An 18,900-nucleotide genomic window follows, 5' to 3' on the forward strand; every position below is an offset into this window, starting at 1 on the left:
CGGGGACGTTCTTGTCGTCTTGTCGTCGTCGTCAGTCCGCGGTCAGAACGCGCAAAGGAGCGATGCGGGTCAGGGTGCGGATGGGGACGGTCAGCGCCGCGCAGACCAGGCCCGTCGAGACGAGGACGGCTGTCACGGCGGCCGCGGCGACCGGCAGCAGGTGCCCGGACAGGACTCCTTCGCCGAGTGCGAGGACGGTGCCCAGTCCGGCGGCGGCGCCCGTGAGGCTGCCGAGCAGGGCCAGGCCGAGGCCCTCGTAGAGGGTGAGCCGGGCCAGCTCGCGTGTGGTCCAGCCGGTGGCGCGCAGCACCGCGAGGTCCGTTGCCCGTTCCCGCTGGGACATGACCAGGACGTCCACCGCGCCGGCCGCGCCGAGCAGGAGGGTCAGGGTGACGCTCAGGTAGTCGGCGGTACGGGCCCGGGCCACCACCGCGTCGCCCAGCAGGGAACCCGCGACCTCGCCCTGGAAGGCGAAGGTGACCGAGAGCAGTACGGTGAACGCCGCGACCGCCAGGGCGAGGCCGGCCGCGCCGAGCACGGTGCGTCCGCGGGCCCGCAGCAGGTCGCGTTGGGCGAGACCGGCGATCGAACGCACGGGGACGGAGCGGCGGGCCGGGGCGACCGGAGGCGTGACGGCGTCGAGGGGGCTGATCCGGGTCGACCGCCAGGCGGGGAGCAGCCCCGCCGCCAGTGCGAGGAGCAGGGCGACCGGCAGTACCAGGGCGGCTTTGGCGAACGAGTGGGAGAGTCCGAGCAGGGTGCCCAGGACGTAGGCGAACAGCACGCCCAGGGCGCCCGCGGCGAGGCCGACCGCGGCGAGTTCGCCGAGGATCAGGCGCAGGACTTCCGCCGCGCTCCACCCCGTACAGCGCAGCGTGCCGATCTCGGTGCGCCGGGAGCGCACGCCGGCCAGCGCGGCCTGGGTGAGGAACAGCCCGCAGACCACCAGCACGAGCACGAACAGCACGGCACTCTTGGTGTCCACGGCCTGCAGGATGTGCAGGGCCACGCCCTTGGCGGTCCAGTTCTCCCGGACGGTGAGCCCGCCGGCGAGGGCGACGGTCTGGGGTGCCGGGGAACTGCCCACGGTGACGTCGACGCGTAGGTGCGGGAACGTGTCATGGATGCGCGCGGCCACGGCGTTCACGCGGGCGCGGGAGGCGGAGTCGACGCCGCTCACGCCGGCCACCCGGATGCGGATGGCGCTGACCGGCGCCCTTTCCTGGGCGCTTGGGGTGTGGCGGCTCTTGGTGAACGCGCCGATGGAGTCCAGCGTGGTGAGCAGGGTGGGCGGAGGGGTGAGGTAGCCGCCCAGGTTGCGGTCGGGGTGCAGTGGTCGGCCGCCGAGCGCGGAGCGGGTGACCGCGTCGGCGCCGGTGACCTGTGGGGAGCGGTAGGTCTCCAGCGGCACGGCGGAGAGCGCGGAGAAGCCGTGCAGCCGTGTGGTGTCGTAGCGGCCGACCAGATGGAGGACCGGGATCGGGGCGCGGCCGCTGTCCGGGCCGCTGCAGGTCTTGTGTCCCCCGCAGTTCGTGGAGGCGTGGCCGGCGACCGTGCGGTACTGCGTGCCGCCGTTCTCCTCGGGCACGTCGGACAACAGCGCCGAGGTCCCTTCGAGGTTGTTCTTCCAGACGTCGGCGGGCTGTTGCGGGCGGGTCCGCGCCACCAGGCCGTCGGTGGAGGTGGCGTAGGCGACCGGGCCGACGGTCCAGTAGCCGCCGGCGTCGAAGTTGCCGGCGTGGTCGACGGAGCGGAAGGCCGTGTCGAGGTCGGCGCCGACGGTGCCGACGGTCCGGCCCCGCAGCGCGGTGACGAACCGGTGGGCGGCCGGACTGCCCAGCCTGCTGGGCAGTCCGGCCGGGTCGCCCGCTTCGAGGCGCTGTACTTTCGCCGTCAGGGTCGTGGAGGTCAGGGCGTGGCTGCTGAGCATGACCGGGACCTGGTAGTCGTGCTGGCGGTTGGCCGCCGGGCCGCTGTCGAAGGGGTCGGGGCCCCACACGGGACGGTCCTTCGCGGTGAGCATCCGGCCGGAGGTGACCGTGTCGCCGATGCCGACCAGCCGGTCCTCGGCTTCCGGGTCGACGGCGGACAGCAGGACCGGGAAGGCGACCGGGATATCCGCCGACGCCTTGCCCTGCCCCGACCGGCAGGTCATCCGCGACCGGGCGTCCCGGTCGAAGGCGGACGTCGGTACGGGGTTGTAGCCGGGGTCGGCCTGCGGTGTCAGCGTCTTGCCGTCGACGCCCGTCGTCGTATCGGACTTGTCGCTGTTGTAGTACCAGCACACCCAGTACGTGCGCCCGGCCGCCGTCTCCTGTTCCAGTCCGGTCAGTCCGGTGTCGGCCATGAGGTCGTTGCGGATGCCGATGGGGTTGCGGGTCAGGTAGACGTACTGGTCGGCGGCCGGGTAGCTGCCGAGGCCGGCCTTCACCGTCGGCTTCAGGCGCAGCAGTTGGGCGGGGGCCTGGGAATCGAGGAAGCGGGAGACGTCGAGGCGCAGGCGGCCGTCCACCATCAGGTAGCCGATGTTGGCGATGGGGGCCGCGGTGTCGAGTCCTGGCAGTTTTTCGATGCGCCGGTACTGGTCGAGGGTGATGCCGCCGAACACGCCGGACAGGAAGTTGGCCTGCACCAGGCCGCGTTGGCGCTCGAGGGGGGTCTGCGCGGTGGGCGGGCGGACCAGGATGTCGTAGGCGGATCGGGCGTTGTGCCGGACCACTCCGGTGGTCTGGGCGCGGCTGGTGTTGACGGCCGAGGTCAGCAGGGTGAAGCCGGTGGCCGCGACCAGGATGCCCAGGGCCAGGGCGAGGGCCCGCCCGCGCCGGCGCCGCAGCTGGGAGAGGATCATGCCGATCACGGGCGCAGGCCTCCGAGACGGCCGAGGACGTCGCCGTCCGGCGTCACCCGGTCGTCGGCCACGATCCGGCCGTCGTGCAGCCGTACGATCCGGTCGCAGTTCGCGGCCACCTCGACGTCGTGGGTGGCCACCAGCATGGTCGTGCCGTAACGCTCGCGCAGCGAGAGCAGCAGTTCGACTGTCTCCCGCCCGGTCGTGCTGTCCAGGTTCCCGGTCGGCTCGTCGGCGAGCAGCAGCCCGGGGCGGTTGATCAACCCCCGTGCGATGGCGACCCGTTGCTGCTGGCCGCCGGACAGCTCCGACGGCAGCGCGTCCGCACGCTCCGCGAGGCCGACGGCCTCCAGGAGTTCCTTCGCACGTGCCTGCCGGTCGAAGTCCACGCGCCGCGGCAGCACCGGCGCGAGGACGTTGTCCAGCACGGTCAGCGCCGGCAGCAGATGGAAGCGCTGGAAGACGAAGCCGACTTGTCGGCGGTGCGCGTCCAGCCGCCGCGGTGTGAGCTCGTCGCCGTCGACCTCCACCGTCCCGCCGCTGGGACGGTCCATGCCGCCGAGCAGATGCAGCACCGTGGACTTGCCCGACCCCGAGGGACCGGTCAGCGCGACGGCTGTCCCCGACTCGATGCGCAGGTCGGCGGCGTCCAGCGCGACCAGCTGCGCATACCGGCGCGTCACGCCTCGTAACGTCACATCCACCGTGCTGCCACCCTCCTGCATTGTCACAATGTAGCGGTACATTGTCACAATCCATCAGGCATGTAAATGGCGTTGCAGGAGGGTCCATGCCGCTTCACCACGCGGTGCTCGCGCTGCTGGCCGACGGCCCGGACCACGGCTATGAGCTCAAGGGCCGATTCGAGCAGGCCATGGGCCCCCAGTGGGGCGGCCTGAACATCGGGCACCTCTACCAGATCCTCGACCGCCTGGTCCGGGACGGCTATGTCGTCCGCTCCCATGTGAACCAGGCGGACCGCCCCGACAAGACCCGCTACACCCTCACGCCCGCCGGTCACGAGGAGTTGCGGAACTGGGCCACCAGTGCCTGGGTGCGCACCGGGGGCTTCCGCGACGAGCTGTTCCTCAAACTCTTCGGCGCCTCCTCTCTCGGCCGAGACGCCCTCGACGCGCTCGTCACCGCACAGCAGCAGACCTACGTCGCCGAACTGGCCGGCCTGACCCGGCTGCGGCGCACCCGAGCGGACGATCCCCTGGTCACCCTTCTGATCGACGCGGCGATCGCCCACACCAAGGCCGATCTGGAACTCCTCGGCACGGCCGCCCAGCGCCTCGCCCCCATCACCGACCGCGCCGACACCGCTCTCCCACAGGCCGACATCGCCGAGGAGGACCGGCAAGGGGCCTGACGGCGCTTTCCACCTGCCGGTCCGTGCGAGGCCGGGTCTTGCCTAGCCCGGACGTACCGGCTGGGACGCCGTGCGGCAGGAGTGCACCTAGGCTGGACATCAGCCCTTGCGGACAACCGTGTCCGGACGGAGGTGTGGTGCGTGGAAATGGCCGACCGACAGGACGCGCCCACTGCCGTCGTCGTGGTCGACCCGGACGGCCAGGTGAGCGGCTGGAGCGAGGGCGGGTGTCAGCTGCTGGGCTGGACGGCTGAGGACACCGTCGGCCGGCCCGTGACCGACCTGCTGGTCGGACCCGCTCCCACCGGCTTCCCCGAGCATCACGGAACGGATGCCGACGCCTCCGGACTCATCACCCTGCGTCACCGGGACGGCACGTCCGTGGACGCCGTGATGACCGCCCAGCCGCTGTTCGGCTCTCACGGGCACGCACAGGGCAAGGTCCTGACCGTCCAACGCTGGGACGGCCGACCGGTCATCGCCGACCGGGCCTTCGAGCAGTGCCCCTTCGCCCTGGGCGTCTACGACCCGGACCTGCGGTTCCTGTGGATCAACGCCTCGTCGGGCCGGGTGATCGCGCACTCCGAGGACCAAGTCCTCGGCAAGAAGTACCGCGAGGTGCTTCCCGTGTTCGACCGCACGCTGTTTCCCGAAAGGGACGACGAGCCCTACACCGACCAGCTCTCCGAGGTCGCCAGGACGGGCGAACCCGCACGCCTGATCACCGTCTTCCGCCCGCTGGGCAGCAACTACGCCAACGCCTGGGCCACCAGCATCTGGCCCGTCCGCGATGCCGAGGGCAGGGTCCGTGCGGTCGCCAACTGGGGATTCGACATGAGCGCCGAGTACTGGGCCCGGCAGCGGTTGCTCATCCTCAACGAGGCCGGCCGGGACATCGGCCGGACCCTCGACGTGATCGGAACGGCCCAGGACCTGGCGCGGGCCTCCGTGCCCGGCTTCACCGACCTCGTCACCGTGGACCTGTTCGACGAGGTGCTGTGCGGAGAGGAGCCTCCCTCGGCGTCGACACTCGCCGGCCGGGAGGCCATCACGCTCAGCCGCGCCGCCCGGCACAGCGCCGGGCAGGACGCCGACGGACACGCCGGACCCCCGCCGCCGGTCACCCTCGCCCCGGACTCCGTCGCAGCCCGCTGCATGGCCACCGGCAACCCCCTGGTCGAGGTCGCCGAGGAACCCGGTCCCGGCAGCGAGTGGGCCTTCGGACCCGGACTCGCCGCCGACCCCGCCCGCTGGCCGCCGGGCAATCCGGTGATCGACGCCTCCCTCGCCGTGGACGGACTGACGGGACGGATCACGGTGCCGCTGCGCGCACGCGGGGCACTGCTCGGAGTGGTGGCCTTCTGCCGTACCGACCGGCCCGAGGCCTTCACCGCGGACGACCTGATCCTGGCCGAAGAGCTGACCGCCAAGGCGGCCGTCGCCATCGACAACGCCCGCCGGTACTCCCGCGAGCGCTCCACCGCGCTGACCCTGCAACGCAGCCTGCTGCCGCAGGGGTTGCCGAAGCAGGAAGCCGTCGAGGTCGCCTCGCGCTACCTGCCCGCGGGCACCGGCGCGGAGGTGGGCGGCGACTGGTTCGACGTGATCCCCCTGTCCGGCGCCAGGGTCGCGCTGATCGTCGGAGACGTCGTCGGCCACGGCCTTCACGCCTCGGCCAGCATGGGGCGGCTGCGCACCGCGGTCCGTACCCTCGCCGATGTCGACCTGCCGCCCGACGAGTTGCTGACCTACCTGGACGACCTGGTCCTCCACCTCTCCAGCGACCTCCAGTCGACGAGCCATGCCCAGACGACCGGCGAGACGGGCGCCACCTGCCTCTATACGGTCTACGACCCGGTCACCCGCCGACTGACGCTGGCGAGCGCGGGACATCCGCTCCCGCTGATCCTCTGCCCCGACGGCTCCACGGCCCCGGTCTCGGCGCAACCGGGACCGCCCCTGGGCATCGGCGGACTGCCGTTCGAAGCGACCGAGATCGAGCTGCCGGAAGGCAGCCTGATCGCCCTCTACACCGACGGGCTGGTCGAAAGCCGCGCACTCGACATCGACCAGGGGATCGCCGAGTTGCTACGGGTCCTGGATCCCCGGGCCTCCCTGGAGTCCCTGTGCGACACGGTGATGGACGCCGCCACGCCGGCCGAACTCCGCACGGACGACGCCGCGCTGCTGGTCGCCCGCACGCGCGCCCTGGATCCCCAGCACGTGGCCGACTGGGACGTCGAACCGGACTTCGCACAGGTACCGCACCTCAGGAAGGTCGCCGTCGAGCAGGTGGAGGCCTGGGGCCTGGAGGAGGCGGCGTTCGTCACCGAACTGGTCGTCAGCGAGCTGGTGACCAACGCCATCCGCTACGGCGAGCCCCCGATCCGGCTCCGGCTCATCCGCGACAGCGCCTTGATCTGCGAGGTCTCCGACTCCAGCAACACCGCCCCGCATCTGCGCCGGGCACGCGACCTCGACGAGGGCGGCCGGGGCCTGCTGCTCGTCGCCCAACTCACCCAGGGCTGGGGCACCCGGCACACCACCCACGGCAAGACCATCTGGTGCGCGCAGTCCGTCCCGGGGACGGAGTCAGCATGACAGCCGAACACCGGCCGGCCGACGGGGCGGGAAGATCGGTGGCTGGTGCCATCCGGACGGGTCCGCACACGAGGTGAGGTGAGACCGGCGTCCTCGCCGCCGCGGGGCCGGAAGTCCGCTGGCCTCCGGCCGACGGTGTCCACCGTGTCGAGCAACCGCTCTCGTGGGGGTGCCGCCCGTCAGAGGGTGTCCTGGAGTACGAGAAGCGCGACGTCGTCCAGGCGCTGCCCGTTGGTGCCCGCTCTGCTCAGCACCGTGTCGAGGAGCAGCTCCAGGTCCCCGACGTCGGCTTCGGCGAGATCGTGCGCGAGGAGGGCGATGGAGTCGTCGAGGTCCACGCCCGGCGCTTCGACGAGACCGTCGGTGTACAGGGCCAGCAGCATCCCCTTCAGCAGGGGGATCTCGGTCACCGGGAAGACGGCGCCGGGATCGATGCCGAGGAGCGGCCCGGGCGGGACCTGCAGAGGGCGTGTCTCACCGTCCGGGAGGCGCAGGATCGGTGGGGGGTGCCCGGCATTGGCCAACGTGACACGCCGGCGGCCGAAGTCGAGGTGGGCGTAGAGGCAACTGGTGAACAGGCCGGGGTCGAGGTCGGTCAGGAGCTGGTTGGCGCGGTGCAGGACCTGGTCGGGGGGCGTGCCGAGGGCCGCGTGGGCGTGCACGCCGGTGCGCACCTGGCCCATCAGGGCGGCGGCGGCGACGTTGTGGCCCTGGACGTCGCCGATGACGGCGGCCGCCGCGGTGTCGCCGAGGCGGATGAGGTCGTAGAAGTCTCCGCCGATGTCCATGCCGTGGGTGGCGGGCAGGTAGCGGGCGGTCACCCGCAGTCCGTCGATCGTGGGGAGGCTGCGCGGCAGCAGCGCCTGCTGGAGGCCGTGGGCGAGTTCGTGCTTGGTGTCGTAGAGGCGGGCGCGGTCGAATGCCTGGGCGATCAGTCCGGCCAGCGAGGTCAGAACGGCGCGTTCCTCGGCGGGGAAGGTGTGGGGATGGTCGTAGGACAGGACGCAGACACCGACGGGGCGGCCGGAGATGATCAGCGGGAGGAAGGCCCAGGCCTGTTTCCCGCTGACCTGCGGCGCGTCGGGGTGGGTGCGCCGCATCTCCTCCGGGTCGGCGAAGAAGGCGGGGATGCCGCTGCTGAGGGTCTGCCCTGCCGGAGTGAAGGCGGTGTCGAGGGGGAGCCCGTCCAGGCGCTCGATGGTGTGGTCGGCGTACCCCCGGTGGCCGGTGATCCGCAGTCGGCCGGCGTCCGCGGTGGACAGGACCAGTCCCTGGGCGCCGAAGGCGGGCATGATCTGGTCGGCGACCAGGTCGACGACGTCCTGGACGCCGACGACCTCGGTCAGCGCGGCGGCCAGATGCGTGAGCTGATACAGCTGGCCGGCCCGGGCCGGGACGGCGGACCGGCCGGACGCCGACGGGGACGGCTCCCGCGCATGGCTGGGAAGGATACGGACGCTGATGCCGCTCTCGTCGGGATACAGGTGGATGTCGAGCCACTGCTCCGGCGGGCGGCACGCGGTGAAGGAAACGGGCTTCCGGCTGATGACCGCGGCCCGGTAGTGGTCCTCGTAGACGGGGTCGTCGAGCCAGCGCAGCGACTGCCACGGCTGGGTGCCCAGCAGCCGGGCCGGCTGACGGCCGAGCAGGTCGGCGGCGCTCGAACTGACGTAGGTGAAGCGGCCTTCCAGGTCCAGGGCGCAGCTTCCGCCGGGCAGCCGCTCGACGAAGTCGGCGAGGGCCAGCTCCGGGGGTGCGTACTGGCGGCCGATTCCCGCCGGCACGGCGCGGGGCCCTCCGGAGCGGGGACGGGCACCCTGCTCCGCGGCTTCCTCCAGCAGCCGGGCCAGACGGCGGCAGCTGGACATGATGTTGCCGCGCTCGCGCGGGGTCATGTGCGGCGGACGCGTACCCGACCACATCAACAGCAGGCATCCCCAGGACCTTACGCCGACGACGGGGGCGGCAGCCAGCGACATCGGGTACGGGAGCACCATGGCGGTGCGCGGATAGGAGCGGGCCATCTCCTGCTGACTGCCCACCCACACCATGCGCTCCTCGCGGACGGCCTCGGCCACCGGGGCCGGTGAGGCGAGCGGTACCGTCGACCAGGGTGCGGCGAACTCGACCGGTGCTCCACACAGCGCGTCCAGACGCAGAAGGCGGCCGTCCGGGGCGAGCAGGTACAGGGCGCCGATGGACGCGCCGGTGCGGCGAACCGTCTCCGCGAACACGGCATCCAGTGCGCTCGTATCCGCTTCCGCTCTCGGATCACCCAGACCGGTCAAGGCCCCTCGCTCCCTACAGGCGGCTCCCGCCTTCCGGCGGGAAGGAGCAACAGCGCGGCGGCGAGCCGTGCGCCCCGGGGGTGACAGCGTCCGCCACTCCTCCGCTTCTGCCCAGAACACCGTTTTTATCACTTTTCCGGTTCGCAGGATGACCGTGCTGGCGAGGCGGCCGCGCGCAGCGGGGACGGCGGTGCCGAGCGCGGGGATACGAGGAGCGGGCCCAGACCCGGGTCGCCGCCACAGGAGAGCGCGGCGGCACACCGTGGGTGGCCGAGCACTGTCTGTTCCATCCGCAGGGCGGCGGTCAGCCGGCCGACCGCGGTTGGGTGGACGGTCACGAGATCACCCCCGTACGGGATCATGACTCCGGCCTCGTCATAGCCGTGGCCCATGGCGGGGCGGCGTTGCCGGTGTTTCCGTCGGCCGGTCGGTCGAGGTCCGCATCGAACTCTCCGTGCGCCTCGCGCATGCCGCGCTGCACACCGCCGGTCCCACCTGCGGGGACGGCATCGGTGCGGCGGCCGGCCGGAGTCGGCCGTGACCATCAGGCGAAGGTGCGGCCCAGGTGGGCTGCCAGGCGTTCCGGTGTGGCGGGATGGAAGCGTCCGGAGAGGTAGCCGTCCGGACGGATCAGGATGGCCTCGCCGTCCCGCGGCGCATAGACGTCCTGGAACTCGCCCGCCGCGTCGCGCACCAGCGGCGGACGCAGGCCGACCGGTCGGGCGTCCCGCGGAACATCGGCGGCCGTGACCAGATAGGCGTCCAGCAGACCGTGGGCGGCGCGATGCGCCTCGACGGCACACGCCTCGAGCCGGGCGGCGCCGTCGCCCGATGCGTGCTCCGGCCCCGCGAACAGCAGCAGCACGTGCCGTGGGGTGCGCAGCAGGTCGAAGAGCCGCCGCGGATAGGTGGCGAGTTCGCTCTGCAGGCCGCGGCAGTCAGGTGCCCGGTCACCGGGGGCAGGGCCGGCGTCAGGGGCGCCGTCCGCCTGCGACTGGGTGAGCGGGCTGTCCGGGTAGGCGACCAGCAGCTGGGCCTGTCGCCGCAGCATCGTCCCTGCGTCTGCACCGTTGTTGAGGGGGCCCGAGCCGGCCTTGCGGACGTTGCGGGCATGCCGGACGGTGCGGTCGACGACTTCCCGAGCGATCGGGTGCCGTTCGGCGTGGTACGTCTCGAGCAGGTCGTCAGTGGCTACTCCGCGGACGACCAGGGCCAGTTTCCAGGCGAGGTTGTAGGCGTCCTGTACGCCGGTGTTCAGACCCTGCCCGCCGATCGGCGGGTGGATGTGCGCGGCGTCCCCGGCGACGAGGAGACGCCCGTTGCGGTACCGGTCGACCAGGCGGTGGCTGGTCCGGAAGGTGGAGGACCAGCGCAGCGTGGAGGCGGTCGTCACCTCTGGGGACAGCCGGTCGAGCACGGCCTGGATCTGCTCGAGGTTCAGTCCCTGCTCGTCCCCCGAGCCGAGGCCGGCGTCTTCCGGTGCGTTCGAGCCGTCCACACCCTCGGCCTCGGCGCGGGGGCGCAGCATCGACAGCCAGTACCTGCGAACGCCCGGCATCGGAATGCAGACGAGCATGTCGTCCACTTCACCGTTCGGGTCCAGGTTCACGGCCCGCATGCTGTAGCCGGCGGGCAGTCCCCAGTCGACTTCGACGTCACCGATCATGTACTGCTCGGGGAAGGCATCGCCCTCGTAGGTCAGCCCCGCCGCCTTGCGGACCAGGCTGTGCGCGCCGTCGCAGCCCACGACGTAGCGGGCCCGCAGTCGCTCGATCCGTCCGTCGGCATGCGCGAGAACGGCCTCTACGCCGTCCGGGTGCGTCTGAAGAGAGCGGAGCTCGGTCGGCCGCTCCACCTGCGTGCCGAAGCTCGCCAGGTGCTCGGCGAGCAACCGCTCGGTCGCGTACTGGGGCAGTGTCACGAAGGGATAGGGGATCTCGGGCGGCAGAGCCAGCTCGACCGGGGGGCGGGGCTTGCCGTCGATGTAGACCAGCTGGCCCAGGTGCGGCACCGCCTCGTCCAGGACTCGGCGGACCAGGCCCATGGCGTCCCACACCTCCATGGTGCGGGGCACGATACCGATGGCCTTGGCATGGGGTTCCGGGACGGCCAGTCTGTCGACGATGCGGCAGTCCACACCATGCCGCCGCAGCTCAGCCGCTGCCGTCAGGCCTACTGGGCCAGCGCCCACCACGAGTGTGTCGACATCGCCCATGTCAGGCTCCCCTGTCGTCCGGCTCGGGTCACGAGCAGTTTGCTTCAAGAGGTCGGGACGTGCCTGTCGGAGACGACAGGCGTGAGGACCGTCGTGAGTCGGCGGTCTGATGCGGCATGTATTCCTCGCCGGCCTGCACGACTTGGTCGCCGCAGGTCACCACAGAAGTCCCGTACGTCCGCTGAGGTCGCGGTTGCCGCCCGTCACTCACTCTCGTATTCCGTGCCTGCACACCCATCTGGTGGAGACGCCTCAGGAGGTCCCATCAGCTGCTGGGCCTGGAAAGCCGCGATCCGATCCGGTACCGAGAATTCTGAAGCGCAGTCCGGACACGTCGTGCAGCCGAACAGGTGAGTCAGACGGTCTGCGGCCGCGTCCCCTCAGGTCACTTCCATCGACCGCTCGTGACACCACCCTTTTTGTGCGGTGGTCAGTTTCCGTCCGGGGCAAACGCGTAGTGGAAGGTAAGGGCGTGCGGGGCGGAGCCATGGTCGGGAAGGTGCTCCGGATGGGGCACGCGTCTCTCCCTGGGTGAGGAACTGTGTGGACCCGGTTCGGTGGCTTGCACGTGGTGGCGGAGGTTCGTGGGGCGTGGCCGACTCAACGCACCAGTCGGCGCCATCTCGCTGAGCGGGCCATGTCGAAGTTGCGTTGTCTCCGCGCAAGTTGCCTCCTGCACAGAGCTTTTGAAGCAACGCGGGCACTGGCGCTCCACAGCTTGAGCCAGGCGAAAATCCCAGTTGATCTGAACCCTGGCGGATGAATACTGACTGTCGTCGCAGTTGATCCGGTCTGTTTCCGGCGCTTCGCATCGGACTAGTGGAAGGGCCGTCGGAATGACCATGCACGATGACCAGGTGGACGTGACCCCCGACATCGTTGCGATGTTGATCCAGGAACAGTTCCCTGAGTGGAACGGCAGGGAGATCCGCCGACTTGCGTCGACCGGGACCGTCAACGCCATCTTCCGTATCGGGCAAGACCTCTCAGCGCGCTTCCCGTTGCGTCTGGCCGACGCCGATGAGGCGCTGGCGATTCTGGAACAGGAAGCCCGGGCGAGCGCGGAGCTGGCACAGGTGTCTCGGTTTCCTGTCCCTGAACCCGTCGTCTTGGGGAAGCCGGGAGCGGGTTACCCCATGCCATGGTCGGTTCAGACATGGCTGCCGGGAACGATCGCGTTCGATGCCGACCCCAGTGGGTCAAACGCCTTTGCCGAGGACCTGGCGGCCTTCATCGCCGCCCTGCGGGAGGCCGACACGCGGGGGCGGCGCTTCAGCGGTGACAATCGCGGCGGCGTTATCGCGCACCACGACGCCTGGATGGCGGAGTGCTTCGAGGAGAGCGAGAGTCTGCTCGACGTACCCCGCCTGCGCCACATGTGGAACTCCTTCAGGGAGTTGCCGCGCGAGGATGCCGACGTGATGAGCCATGGTGACCTGATCCCCGGCAATGTACTGGTCACCGGAGACCGGCTCAGCGGGGTACTCGACACCGGCGGCTTCGGACCGGCCGACCCCGCCCTGGATCTGGTCGGTGCCTGGCACCTGCTGGAGCCGGGCCCCCGAGAAGTGCTCCGGCGGACACTGGGCTGCGGCGATCTGGAGTGGGAGCGCGGCAAGGCATGGGCGTTCGAACAGGCGATGGGTCTCGTCTGGTACTACGCCCAGAGCAATCCGACGATGAGCAGAATGGGGCGCCGCACACTCGACCGCATTCTGCAGTCGATGGCGTGACGTGCGGCTGTGGTTCACCTGCGAGATGTCAGTGCGATCGCGCAGTTCGGGGGTCCCGGCTTTCGAGCTCGGTCTGCGGTGCTTCGGTGCGCTCGGTAGCGGCAATCGTCTGGCGCAGTAGGCGACGGGCGGTCTCCAGCTCGGCGGCGCGGTGATCGAGTATGTCCAGTTGGTCGCGCAGGCTGCTGACGACTCCGGGGCAGGGATGCAGCGTCTGCGGGTCCTGCATGCAGGGCAGGACCTGACGGATGATGCGGGTGGGGAGGCCGGCGGCCAGCAGGGCGCGCACGCGGCGTACGGTCTCGGCCGTCTGTTCCTCGTAGTCGCGGTAGCCGTTGGCGCGGCGCTCGGCATGGATCAGTCCTGTCCGCTCGTAGTAGCGCAGCAGCCGTTCGCTCACTCCGGTTTGCCGCGAGAGCTCTCCGATCAGCACCGATCCGTTCCTTCCGACTTGACCTTCCAACGGTGTCAGGGAGCAACAGTGCCCTGAGCGGCCGCATTCCGGGCCGCCGGAAGAGAGAGGAACGCATCAGTGATCATCGACGCGCACAGCCACGTCCACGACCCGCTCGAGATGCACGTGAAGCTGCTGGACGAGGCCGGAGTCGACCGCGCCGTCCTGTTCGCCACACGACCGCACCCGGAACGGGCTCGCGATCTGGCCGAACTGCGCCAGGAGATGACCATTCTGGAGAAGGCCCTCGCGGGCCGGGCCGGCACGGTCGAGGCGTACCGGGGGGCGTGGGCGGAATTGGACGCGGCGCTTGCCGCAAGGCCGGACCGGTTCATCGGCTTCCTGTCAGTGCCGCTGGGCCTGGGATCGCCGGCGACAGCCGAGATCGTGGAGCAGGAGGTGGCCGGGCGCGGACTGTGCGGGATCGGGGAGCTGACGCCGCCAGCGGGAGGAGCAGGGCTCATCGAACCGGTCCTCCAGGCGGCGGCCGATCACGGGCGGTTGCCCGTGGTCGTCCACGGATCCGCGCCGGCCACCGCGGAGGACTTGGCAACGCTGGCCTCGCTGGCCCGCCGGTACCGCGACGTACCACTGGTGGTCAGCCAGTTGGGAGGGCAGTACTGGATGCAGGCGATCGAACTGCTACGGGACACGCCCAACATGTACCTGGAGCTGTCCACGGCCAACATCGTCTTCGCGGTCCGGCTTGCCATCAAGGAGATCCCGGATCGGACCCTGTTCGGTTCCGACGCACCGTACGGCGACCCGGTACTCGCCCGAGCCCTGGTCGAACGGGTCACCAGCCCGGGCGGAGTTCGCGATCGGGTCCTTGGCGGGACGATGGCCGAACTGGTCGGACTCGGCTAAGGAACCCATCTGCTGTGTTGGTCGGTTCTGGCGCTGCTCTGTCGGCTCAGGGGTTGAGCGCATGCCCGGTGGTTGCGTCCACGTGGTCCGGGACCTCGTCGTGGCGGTCGCCCACGGTCAGCGTCCCGGCGGGCTCGAACATGAGGATGGCGGCGCCGGACGGAGCGTACGGCCTGTGTTCCGTGCCTCGGGGGACTGTGAAGACTGCCCCCTGCGGGAGAAGGACCGTGCGCTCGCCCTCGGTCTCGCGCAGGGAGATGTGCAGCTCTCCCTCGAGCACCAGGAAGAACTCGTCTGTGTCGTCGTGGACGTGCCAGATGTGTTCGCCCTCCACTTTGGCGATGCGGACGTCATAGTCGTTGACGCGCGTGACGATGCGAGGACTCCACAGCGCGTCGAATGAGGCCAGAGCGTTGCCGAGGAGGATGGGTTCGTTGCTCATGGGTTCATCCTGAGCCGTTCCCCACAGGCGGTGTGAGTGCTAGGAATCGCATATGGCGAAAGAATCCTCGCACGCGGTTCACGCGGCCGGCTCACACCGGGTCGTTGTGATCGTGGATGAGAACTCCAACCCCTTCGAGCTCGGCTGCGCGACCGAAATCTTCGGTCTGCGCCGACCGGAGATCGGTCGCGACCTGTACGACTTCAGGCTCTGCTCACCCGAGCCCCGCACGCTCATGCGCGACGGATTCTTCACGCTCACCGGAGTCGATGACTTGGACGCGGCCGACACGGCAGACACCTTGATCGTCCCCAACCGCCCCGACATCGAGGTACCCCGCCGTCCCGCCGTACTCGATGCCGTCCGACGGGCGCACGCACGCGGTACGCGCCTGATCGGCTTCTGCAGCGGCGCCTTCACGCTGGCCGAAGCCGGGGTCCTCGACGGCCGGCGCGCCACCGCGCACTGGCAATGGGCGGACTCCTTCCGGGCTCGCTTCCCCGGCGTCCACCTCGAAGCAGACGTGCTGTTCGTGGACGACGGAGACATCCTCACCGCTGCGGGAAGCGCGGCGGCACTCGACCTCGGACTCCATGTGGTCCGCCGCGACTACGGCGCGGAGGTCGCCAACTCCGTGAGCCGGCGGCTGGTCTTCGCCGCACACCGGGACGGCGGGCAGCAGCAGTTCGTGGAACGGCCCATACCCGACCAAGCGACCGAGTCCTTGGCTCCCGTTCTGGCTTGGGCCCAGGAGCGCTTGGACACACCGCTGACGGTCTCCGACCTTGCGGCCCGTGCGGCGGTCAGTGCGGCGACGCTGCATCGCCGGTTCCGGACACAACTGGGAACGACGCCATTGGCGTGGCTCACAGGCGAACGCCTCGCCTTGGCCTGCCGATTGATCGAGCGAGGTGAGTCCCGCTTCGAGGTGGTGGCACGGCGCAGCGGGCTTGGCACGGCTGCCAATATGCGCACGCTGATGCGCCGCGAGACAGGGATCACCCCGTCGGCCTACCGAGAGCGGTTCGGACCGGGCGTGAACTGACCGCGGGACAGTGGGGTGTCCTCTCCTCGCCGCCGCCCGTCCCCTGCTGTTTCAGCGGCCCGGTGCCGTGCCCAGGAACCGGTGGAGTGAGGTCGTCATGCTGGTGACGAATGTGTCGCGGGTCGGGCCGTCGAGGAGGTCCAGGGAGAGGTAGGGGTTGAGGTCCTCCAGTTCGACCAGAAGCAGCTTCCCCTCCTGGGTGCGGCAGGCGTCCACACGTTGGATGCCGTGATCGAGGGTGTTCCAGTCGATGAAGCGGCGGGCGAAGTCGAGGTCGGCTTCGGTGGGCTCGTAGGGCTCGAGGACCCAGCGCCGCTGGGGGTCGGGCGCGTGAAGGGCGTACTGGAAGGCATCGTCCACGAAGTAGAAGGACACCTCGTAACGGAAGTCGATGCGTGGCTGGACCAGGATGTCGCCGTAAGCGAGGGTGGACAGCCGCTCCTGAGGCACGACGCTGAGGCCGATGGAGTCCGCCCCCGCCTTCGGCTTGACGACGTACTGGTCGGCCTCGGGCAGGCGGCCAAGGTCTTGCAGCCGGTCGATCGTGGGGATCACCGGGTATGCGGCTGCGGTCAGGTCCAGCAGGTACTGCTTGCCGACCATGTCGGCCCGGCCGGACAGCGGGTTGTAGACCCGGGCTTCACGGGCTGCTGCCTGCTCCCGAAAGGCGTCGTATTCCGTCTGGTAGTGCAGCACGGGACCGCTGTTGCGGACCACGACCGCGTCGAAGGTGTCCATCAGAGCGGTGGCGTCCAGCGGGTGGCACAAGGCGACGTCGAAGTCGTTCCGCAGCCGCGAGGAGAGGAAGATGTCCTCGTCGCAGTAACGCCGCCCCCGGGCGTCGTAGGCGAGATCGGTCACGAACAGAATGCTGGGGCGGCCGGGCACGGAACATCTCCTGGGTCGGTGGCCACCAACCTACCCAGCCCGCCTAGCACGCCCGCAACGGGCCCGGTCTCCGGTACCGCGCTTGATCGGAAACGTGCTCCGGTACAGACTGCTCCCCGTGGGATCAGTACGCGTGGCCACCAGGGCACAGGTCGGGAACCGGCGATGAGCGCCGGCCTGCCCTTCTTTCGCTATCACCCAGATCCTCTGGCAAGCGGGTCCATCCGCGCGTCCGCTGAGACGTGCGTCTGCTGCAGGCGCGACAGAGGATGGATCTATACGGCCACCTTCTACACTGCGCACGAGGTCAACGGACACTTCTGTCCGTGGTGCATCGCAGACGGCAGCGCTGCTGAACGCTTCGCGGGTGAATTCTCCGACTCCTACGGGCTCGCCGGTGTCAGCAGGGACGTCTTGCACGAAGTCACCCGCCGCACCCCCGGCTTCCACGCCTGGCAGGACCCGCACTGGCTCGTCCACTGCCGGAACGCTGCGGCCTTCGTGGGCGAAGTCGGCTACACCGAGTTGGCGGCGCATCCCGAAGCGCTCGATCAGTTGCGGACCGACATGCGCCTCGACGGCTGGCACGACGAGAAGCAGCTTGAACAGTTCCTGATGCACCTGGGTCAGGGGGCAACCGCCATGCTCTTCCGCTGCACCGTCTGCGGCGCCCATCTCGCCTACGCCGACGCTTCCTAGAAGTCGTCTGCTTGGACGAGTCGTCCCCGGTTCCGCCTCGTCTTCTGCACCAGTGCCGCCGTCATGAGCAGCGACGGGAACGCCGCCCGGGAGCACGCCTTCGACCGGTTCTGGCGCTCCTCCGAGTCACACCACGACGGCACCGGCCTCGGCCTGCCCATCGTCCGCCACCTCGTCGACGCCTCGGGGGGCACCATCACCCTCCATCCCGCCCCCGGCACCGGTCTCGACGCCCGCATCCGGCTGCGCCCGCCGCCGGACACCGTGGCGATGCTCACTGGCGGGGAGAGGACTTCGGATCGCAACCCCCTCCCCGCCGGCGAACGCAGGCAGCCGGTCGCGGATGAGGTCCTGCGAGGCAGCGGCACGGGACGCGTCACATCGACGTCCTCGGCACCGCTGACCGCCGTCGCCACCATCGCCTGCGCTCACTCACGCCCGCCCGCCCGCAGGCAGCCAGATGCCGAATGCCCGCCGTCAGCGCGGTTCGGCGAGCGCCGCTTCCAGGATGGCGATGTGCTGCGCCTCTGCCTCCCTGCGGATAGTGGCGAAACGGCGGTCGACGATGAGTACCGGGAGTGCCCAGAGGTAGCCCCAGACGCTGAAGGAGCTGACGACTCCCGTCCGGCGCAGGATCGTGTTGGTCAGGAAGCACAGGATGCCGCTGACGATCCAGACTGCTGTGCGATGCCGGCCCAGGAAGCGCACCGGGGCGTTCCAGGGCCCGGACAGCGCCTTGATGGTGGCGGCGCGTACGACGGCTTCGCGGTCCTCGATGTTCACGCTGCCAATCGCCGCGTCGCCGCCCTGCCGGCGATCCTCGGCCAGGGCACGCGCCTGCGCCTCGGTGGCACGGCCCCGGACCGCACTCGCCGCGGCTCGCATCCGCAGATCGTCCCAATAGCCGCGCCGGGCCCAGTGTTCGGCGGCGGCAAGCCGGTCGGCTTCGGCGGACTGCGGTGCCAGCTCCTTCAGCCGCTTGGACAGGGTGACCGCCCGCGCGGCCCTGCCCGGGTATTCGAAGGCGTCCGCACGCAGGCACAGTTCGGCGTAACCGGCCAGAAGTCCCAAATGGTCGCCGTCGATCGCGAGTCCGGCCCGGAAGGCTTCCTCCGCGGAGTCGTCGTGGTCGTCGTCGTCCTCGGCGGCGTGTCCGAGGGCCAGCCAACAATAGAGATCGGGGTGGGGGCCCAGCTCGTCCAGGCCTTGCTTCGCGGCGCGCCTCACGGCCGGGTTCCCCCCGGCCAGGAACAGCTGCTCGCAGCGTCGCTGATACTCGTCGATCGTTGTCATCGGAACTCCCCCCACTGCCGCCCGACACCGACGGGGCGGACACATGTGCAGGCTGATCTTCGCAGGTCGAGATCGCTGCGACAGCCTGAGGGTGCGGCCCACTTGACGGCTGTTGCCGTGGCCATGTGAGCGCGGGCCAGGACCAGGCAGCGGGT

General features: G+C 70.3%; 14 protein-coding genes and 1 pseudogene. 7 read left to right on the top strand and 8 right to left on the bottom strand.

Annotation, left to right across the window (positions count from 1 at the left end):
* Positions 1 to 31: 31 nt before the first annotated feature.
* Together LN251_RS29340 and LN251_RS29345 are read right to left on the bottom strand one after the other, a co-directional pair.
* Positions 32 to 2,848: an FtsX-like permease family protein gene (locus LN251_RS29340; protein WP_458248186.1), complete on the bottom strand. Its 2,817-nt coding sequence runs from the start codon at positions 2,846 to 2,848 to the stop codon at positions 32 to 34.
* A 5-nt stretch (positions 2,849 to 2,853) separates the two neighbouring features.
* Positions 2,854 to 3,531 (bottom strand): ABC transporter ATP-binding protein, encoded by a 678-nt coding sequence (locus LN251_RS29345; protein ID WP_458247194.1) that lies wholly within the window; start codon positions 3,529 to 3,531, stop codon positions 2,854 to 2,856.
* A gap of 107 nt (positions 3,532 to 3,638) precedes the next feature.
* On the opposite strand from LN251_RS29345, the gene LN251_RS29350 reads away from it, so the two are divergent.
* Positions 3,639 to 4,220, top strand: coding sequence for a PadR family transcriptional regulator (locus LN251_RS29350; protein ID WP_458247195.1), 582 nt, complete (start codon positions 3,639 to 3,641; stop codon positions 4,218 to 4,220).
* 147 nt (positions 4,221 to 4,367) lie between these two features.
* Entirely contained in the window at positions 4,368 to 6,821 is a 2,454-nt protein-coding gene (locus LN251_RS29355) for a SpoIIE family protein phosphatase (RefSeq protein ID WP_458247196.1), read from the top strand.
* Between the two features lie 179 nt (positions 6,822 to 7,000).
* Here the strand turns inward: LN251_RS29355 and LN251_RS29360 are convergent, their stop codons facing one another.
* Both LN251_RS29360 and LN251_RS29365 read right to left on the bottom strand, forming a co-directional pair.
* Positions 7,001 to 9,055: a SpoIIE family protein phosphatase gene (locus LN251_RS29360; protein ID WP_458247197.1), complete on the bottom strand. Its 2,055-nt coding sequence runs from the start codon at positions 9,053 to 9,055 to the stop codon at positions 7,001 to 7,003.
* A gap of 598 nt (positions 9,056 to 9,653) precedes the next feature.
* A complete protein-coding gene (locus tag LN251_RS29365) occupies positions 9,654 to 11,324 on the bottom strand; it encodes an FAD-dependent monooxygenase (protein WP_458247198.1) in 1,671 nt (556 codons plus the stop codon).
* 836 nt (positions 11,325 to 12,160) lie between these two features.
* On the opposite strand from LN251_RS29365, the gene LN251_RS29370 reads away from it, so the two are divergent.
* Positions 12,161 to 13,057, top strand: coding sequence for an aminoglycoside phosphotransferase family protein (locus tag LN251_RS29370; RefSeq protein ID WP_458247199.1), 897 nt, complete (start codon positions 12,161 to 12,163; stop codon positions 13,055 to 13,057).
* Between the two features lie 28 nt (positions 13,058 to 13,085).
* Here LN251_RS29370 and LN251_RS29375 read toward each other — a convergent pair whose 3' ends face one another.
* Positions 13,086 to 13,490: a MerR family transcriptional regulator gene (locus LN251_RS29375; RefSeq protein WP_458247200.1), complete on the bottom strand. Its 405-nt coding sequence runs from the start codon at positions 13,488 to 13,490 to the stop codon at positions 13,086 to 13,088.
* Positions 13,491 to 13,589: 99 nt separating this feature from the next.
* Here LN251_RS29375 and LN251_RS29380 point away from each other — a divergent pair, with 99 nt between their 5' ends.
* Complete coding sequence (locus LN251_RS29380) at positions 13,590 to 14,378, top strand: amidohydrolase family protein (RefSeq protein ID WP_458247201.1); 789 nt, start codon at positions 13,590 to 13,592, stop codon at positions 14,376 to 14,378.
* A 46-nt stretch (positions 14,379 to 14,424) separates the two neighbouring features.
* On the opposite strand, the gene LN251_RS29385 is transcribed toward LN251_RS29380, so the two are convergent.
* Entirely contained in the window at positions 14,425 to 14,820 is a 396-nt protein-coding gene (locus tag LN251_RS29385; protein ID WP_458247202.1) for a cupin domain-containing protein, read from the bottom strand.
* Positions 14,821 to 14,872: 52 nt separating this feature from the next.
* Between LN251_RS29385 and LN251_RS29390 the strand changes: the two genes are divergently transcribed.
* Positions 14,873 to 15,865 carry a helix-turn-helix domain-containing protein gene (locus LN251_RS29390; RefSeq protein WP_458247203.1) on the top strand — a complete coding sequence of 331 codons (993 nt, stop codon included), beginning with the start codon at positions 14,873 to 14,875 and terminating at the stop codon, positions 15,863 to 15,865.
* Between the two features lie 51 nt (positions 15,866 to 15,916).
* Here LN251_RS29390 and LN251_RS29395 read toward each other — a convergent pair whose 3' ends face one another.
* Positions 15,917 to 16,753 carry a hypothetical protein gene (locus LN251_RS29395; RefSeq protein WP_458247204.1) on the bottom strand — a complete coding sequence of 279 codons (837 nt, stop codon included), beginning with the start codon at positions 16,751 to 16,753 and terminating at the stop codon, positions 15,917 to 15,919.
* A 165-nt stretch (positions 16,754 to 16,918) separates the two neighbouring features.
* Here LN251_RS29395 and LN251_RS29400 point away from each other — a divergent pair, with 165 nt between their 5' ends.
* Positions 16,919 to 17,452 (top strand): CbrC family protein, encoded by a 534-nt coding sequence (locus tag LN251_RS29400; protein WP_458247205.1) that lies wholly within the window; start codon positions 16,919 to 16,921, stop codon positions 17,450 to 17,452.
* Between the two features lie 63 nt (positions 17,453 to 17,515).
* A pseudogene (locus LN251_RS29405) lies at positions 17,516 to 17,692 on the top strand (sensor histidine kinase); the annotation flags it as partial.
* Positions 17,693 to 17,929: 237 nt separating this feature from the next.
* On the opposite strand, the gene LN251_RS29410 reads toward LN251_RS29405, so the two are convergent.
* Positions 17,930 to 18,745 (bottom strand): hypothetical protein, encoded by an 816-nt coding sequence (locus LN251_RS29410; RefSeq protein WP_458247206.1) that lies wholly within the window; start codon positions 18,743 to 18,745, stop codon positions 17,930 to 17,932.
* Positions 18,746 to 18,900 lie beyond the last annotated feature (155 nt).

The sequence above is a fragment of the Streptomyces sp. MAI_2237 genome (genome assembly GCF_054189285.1).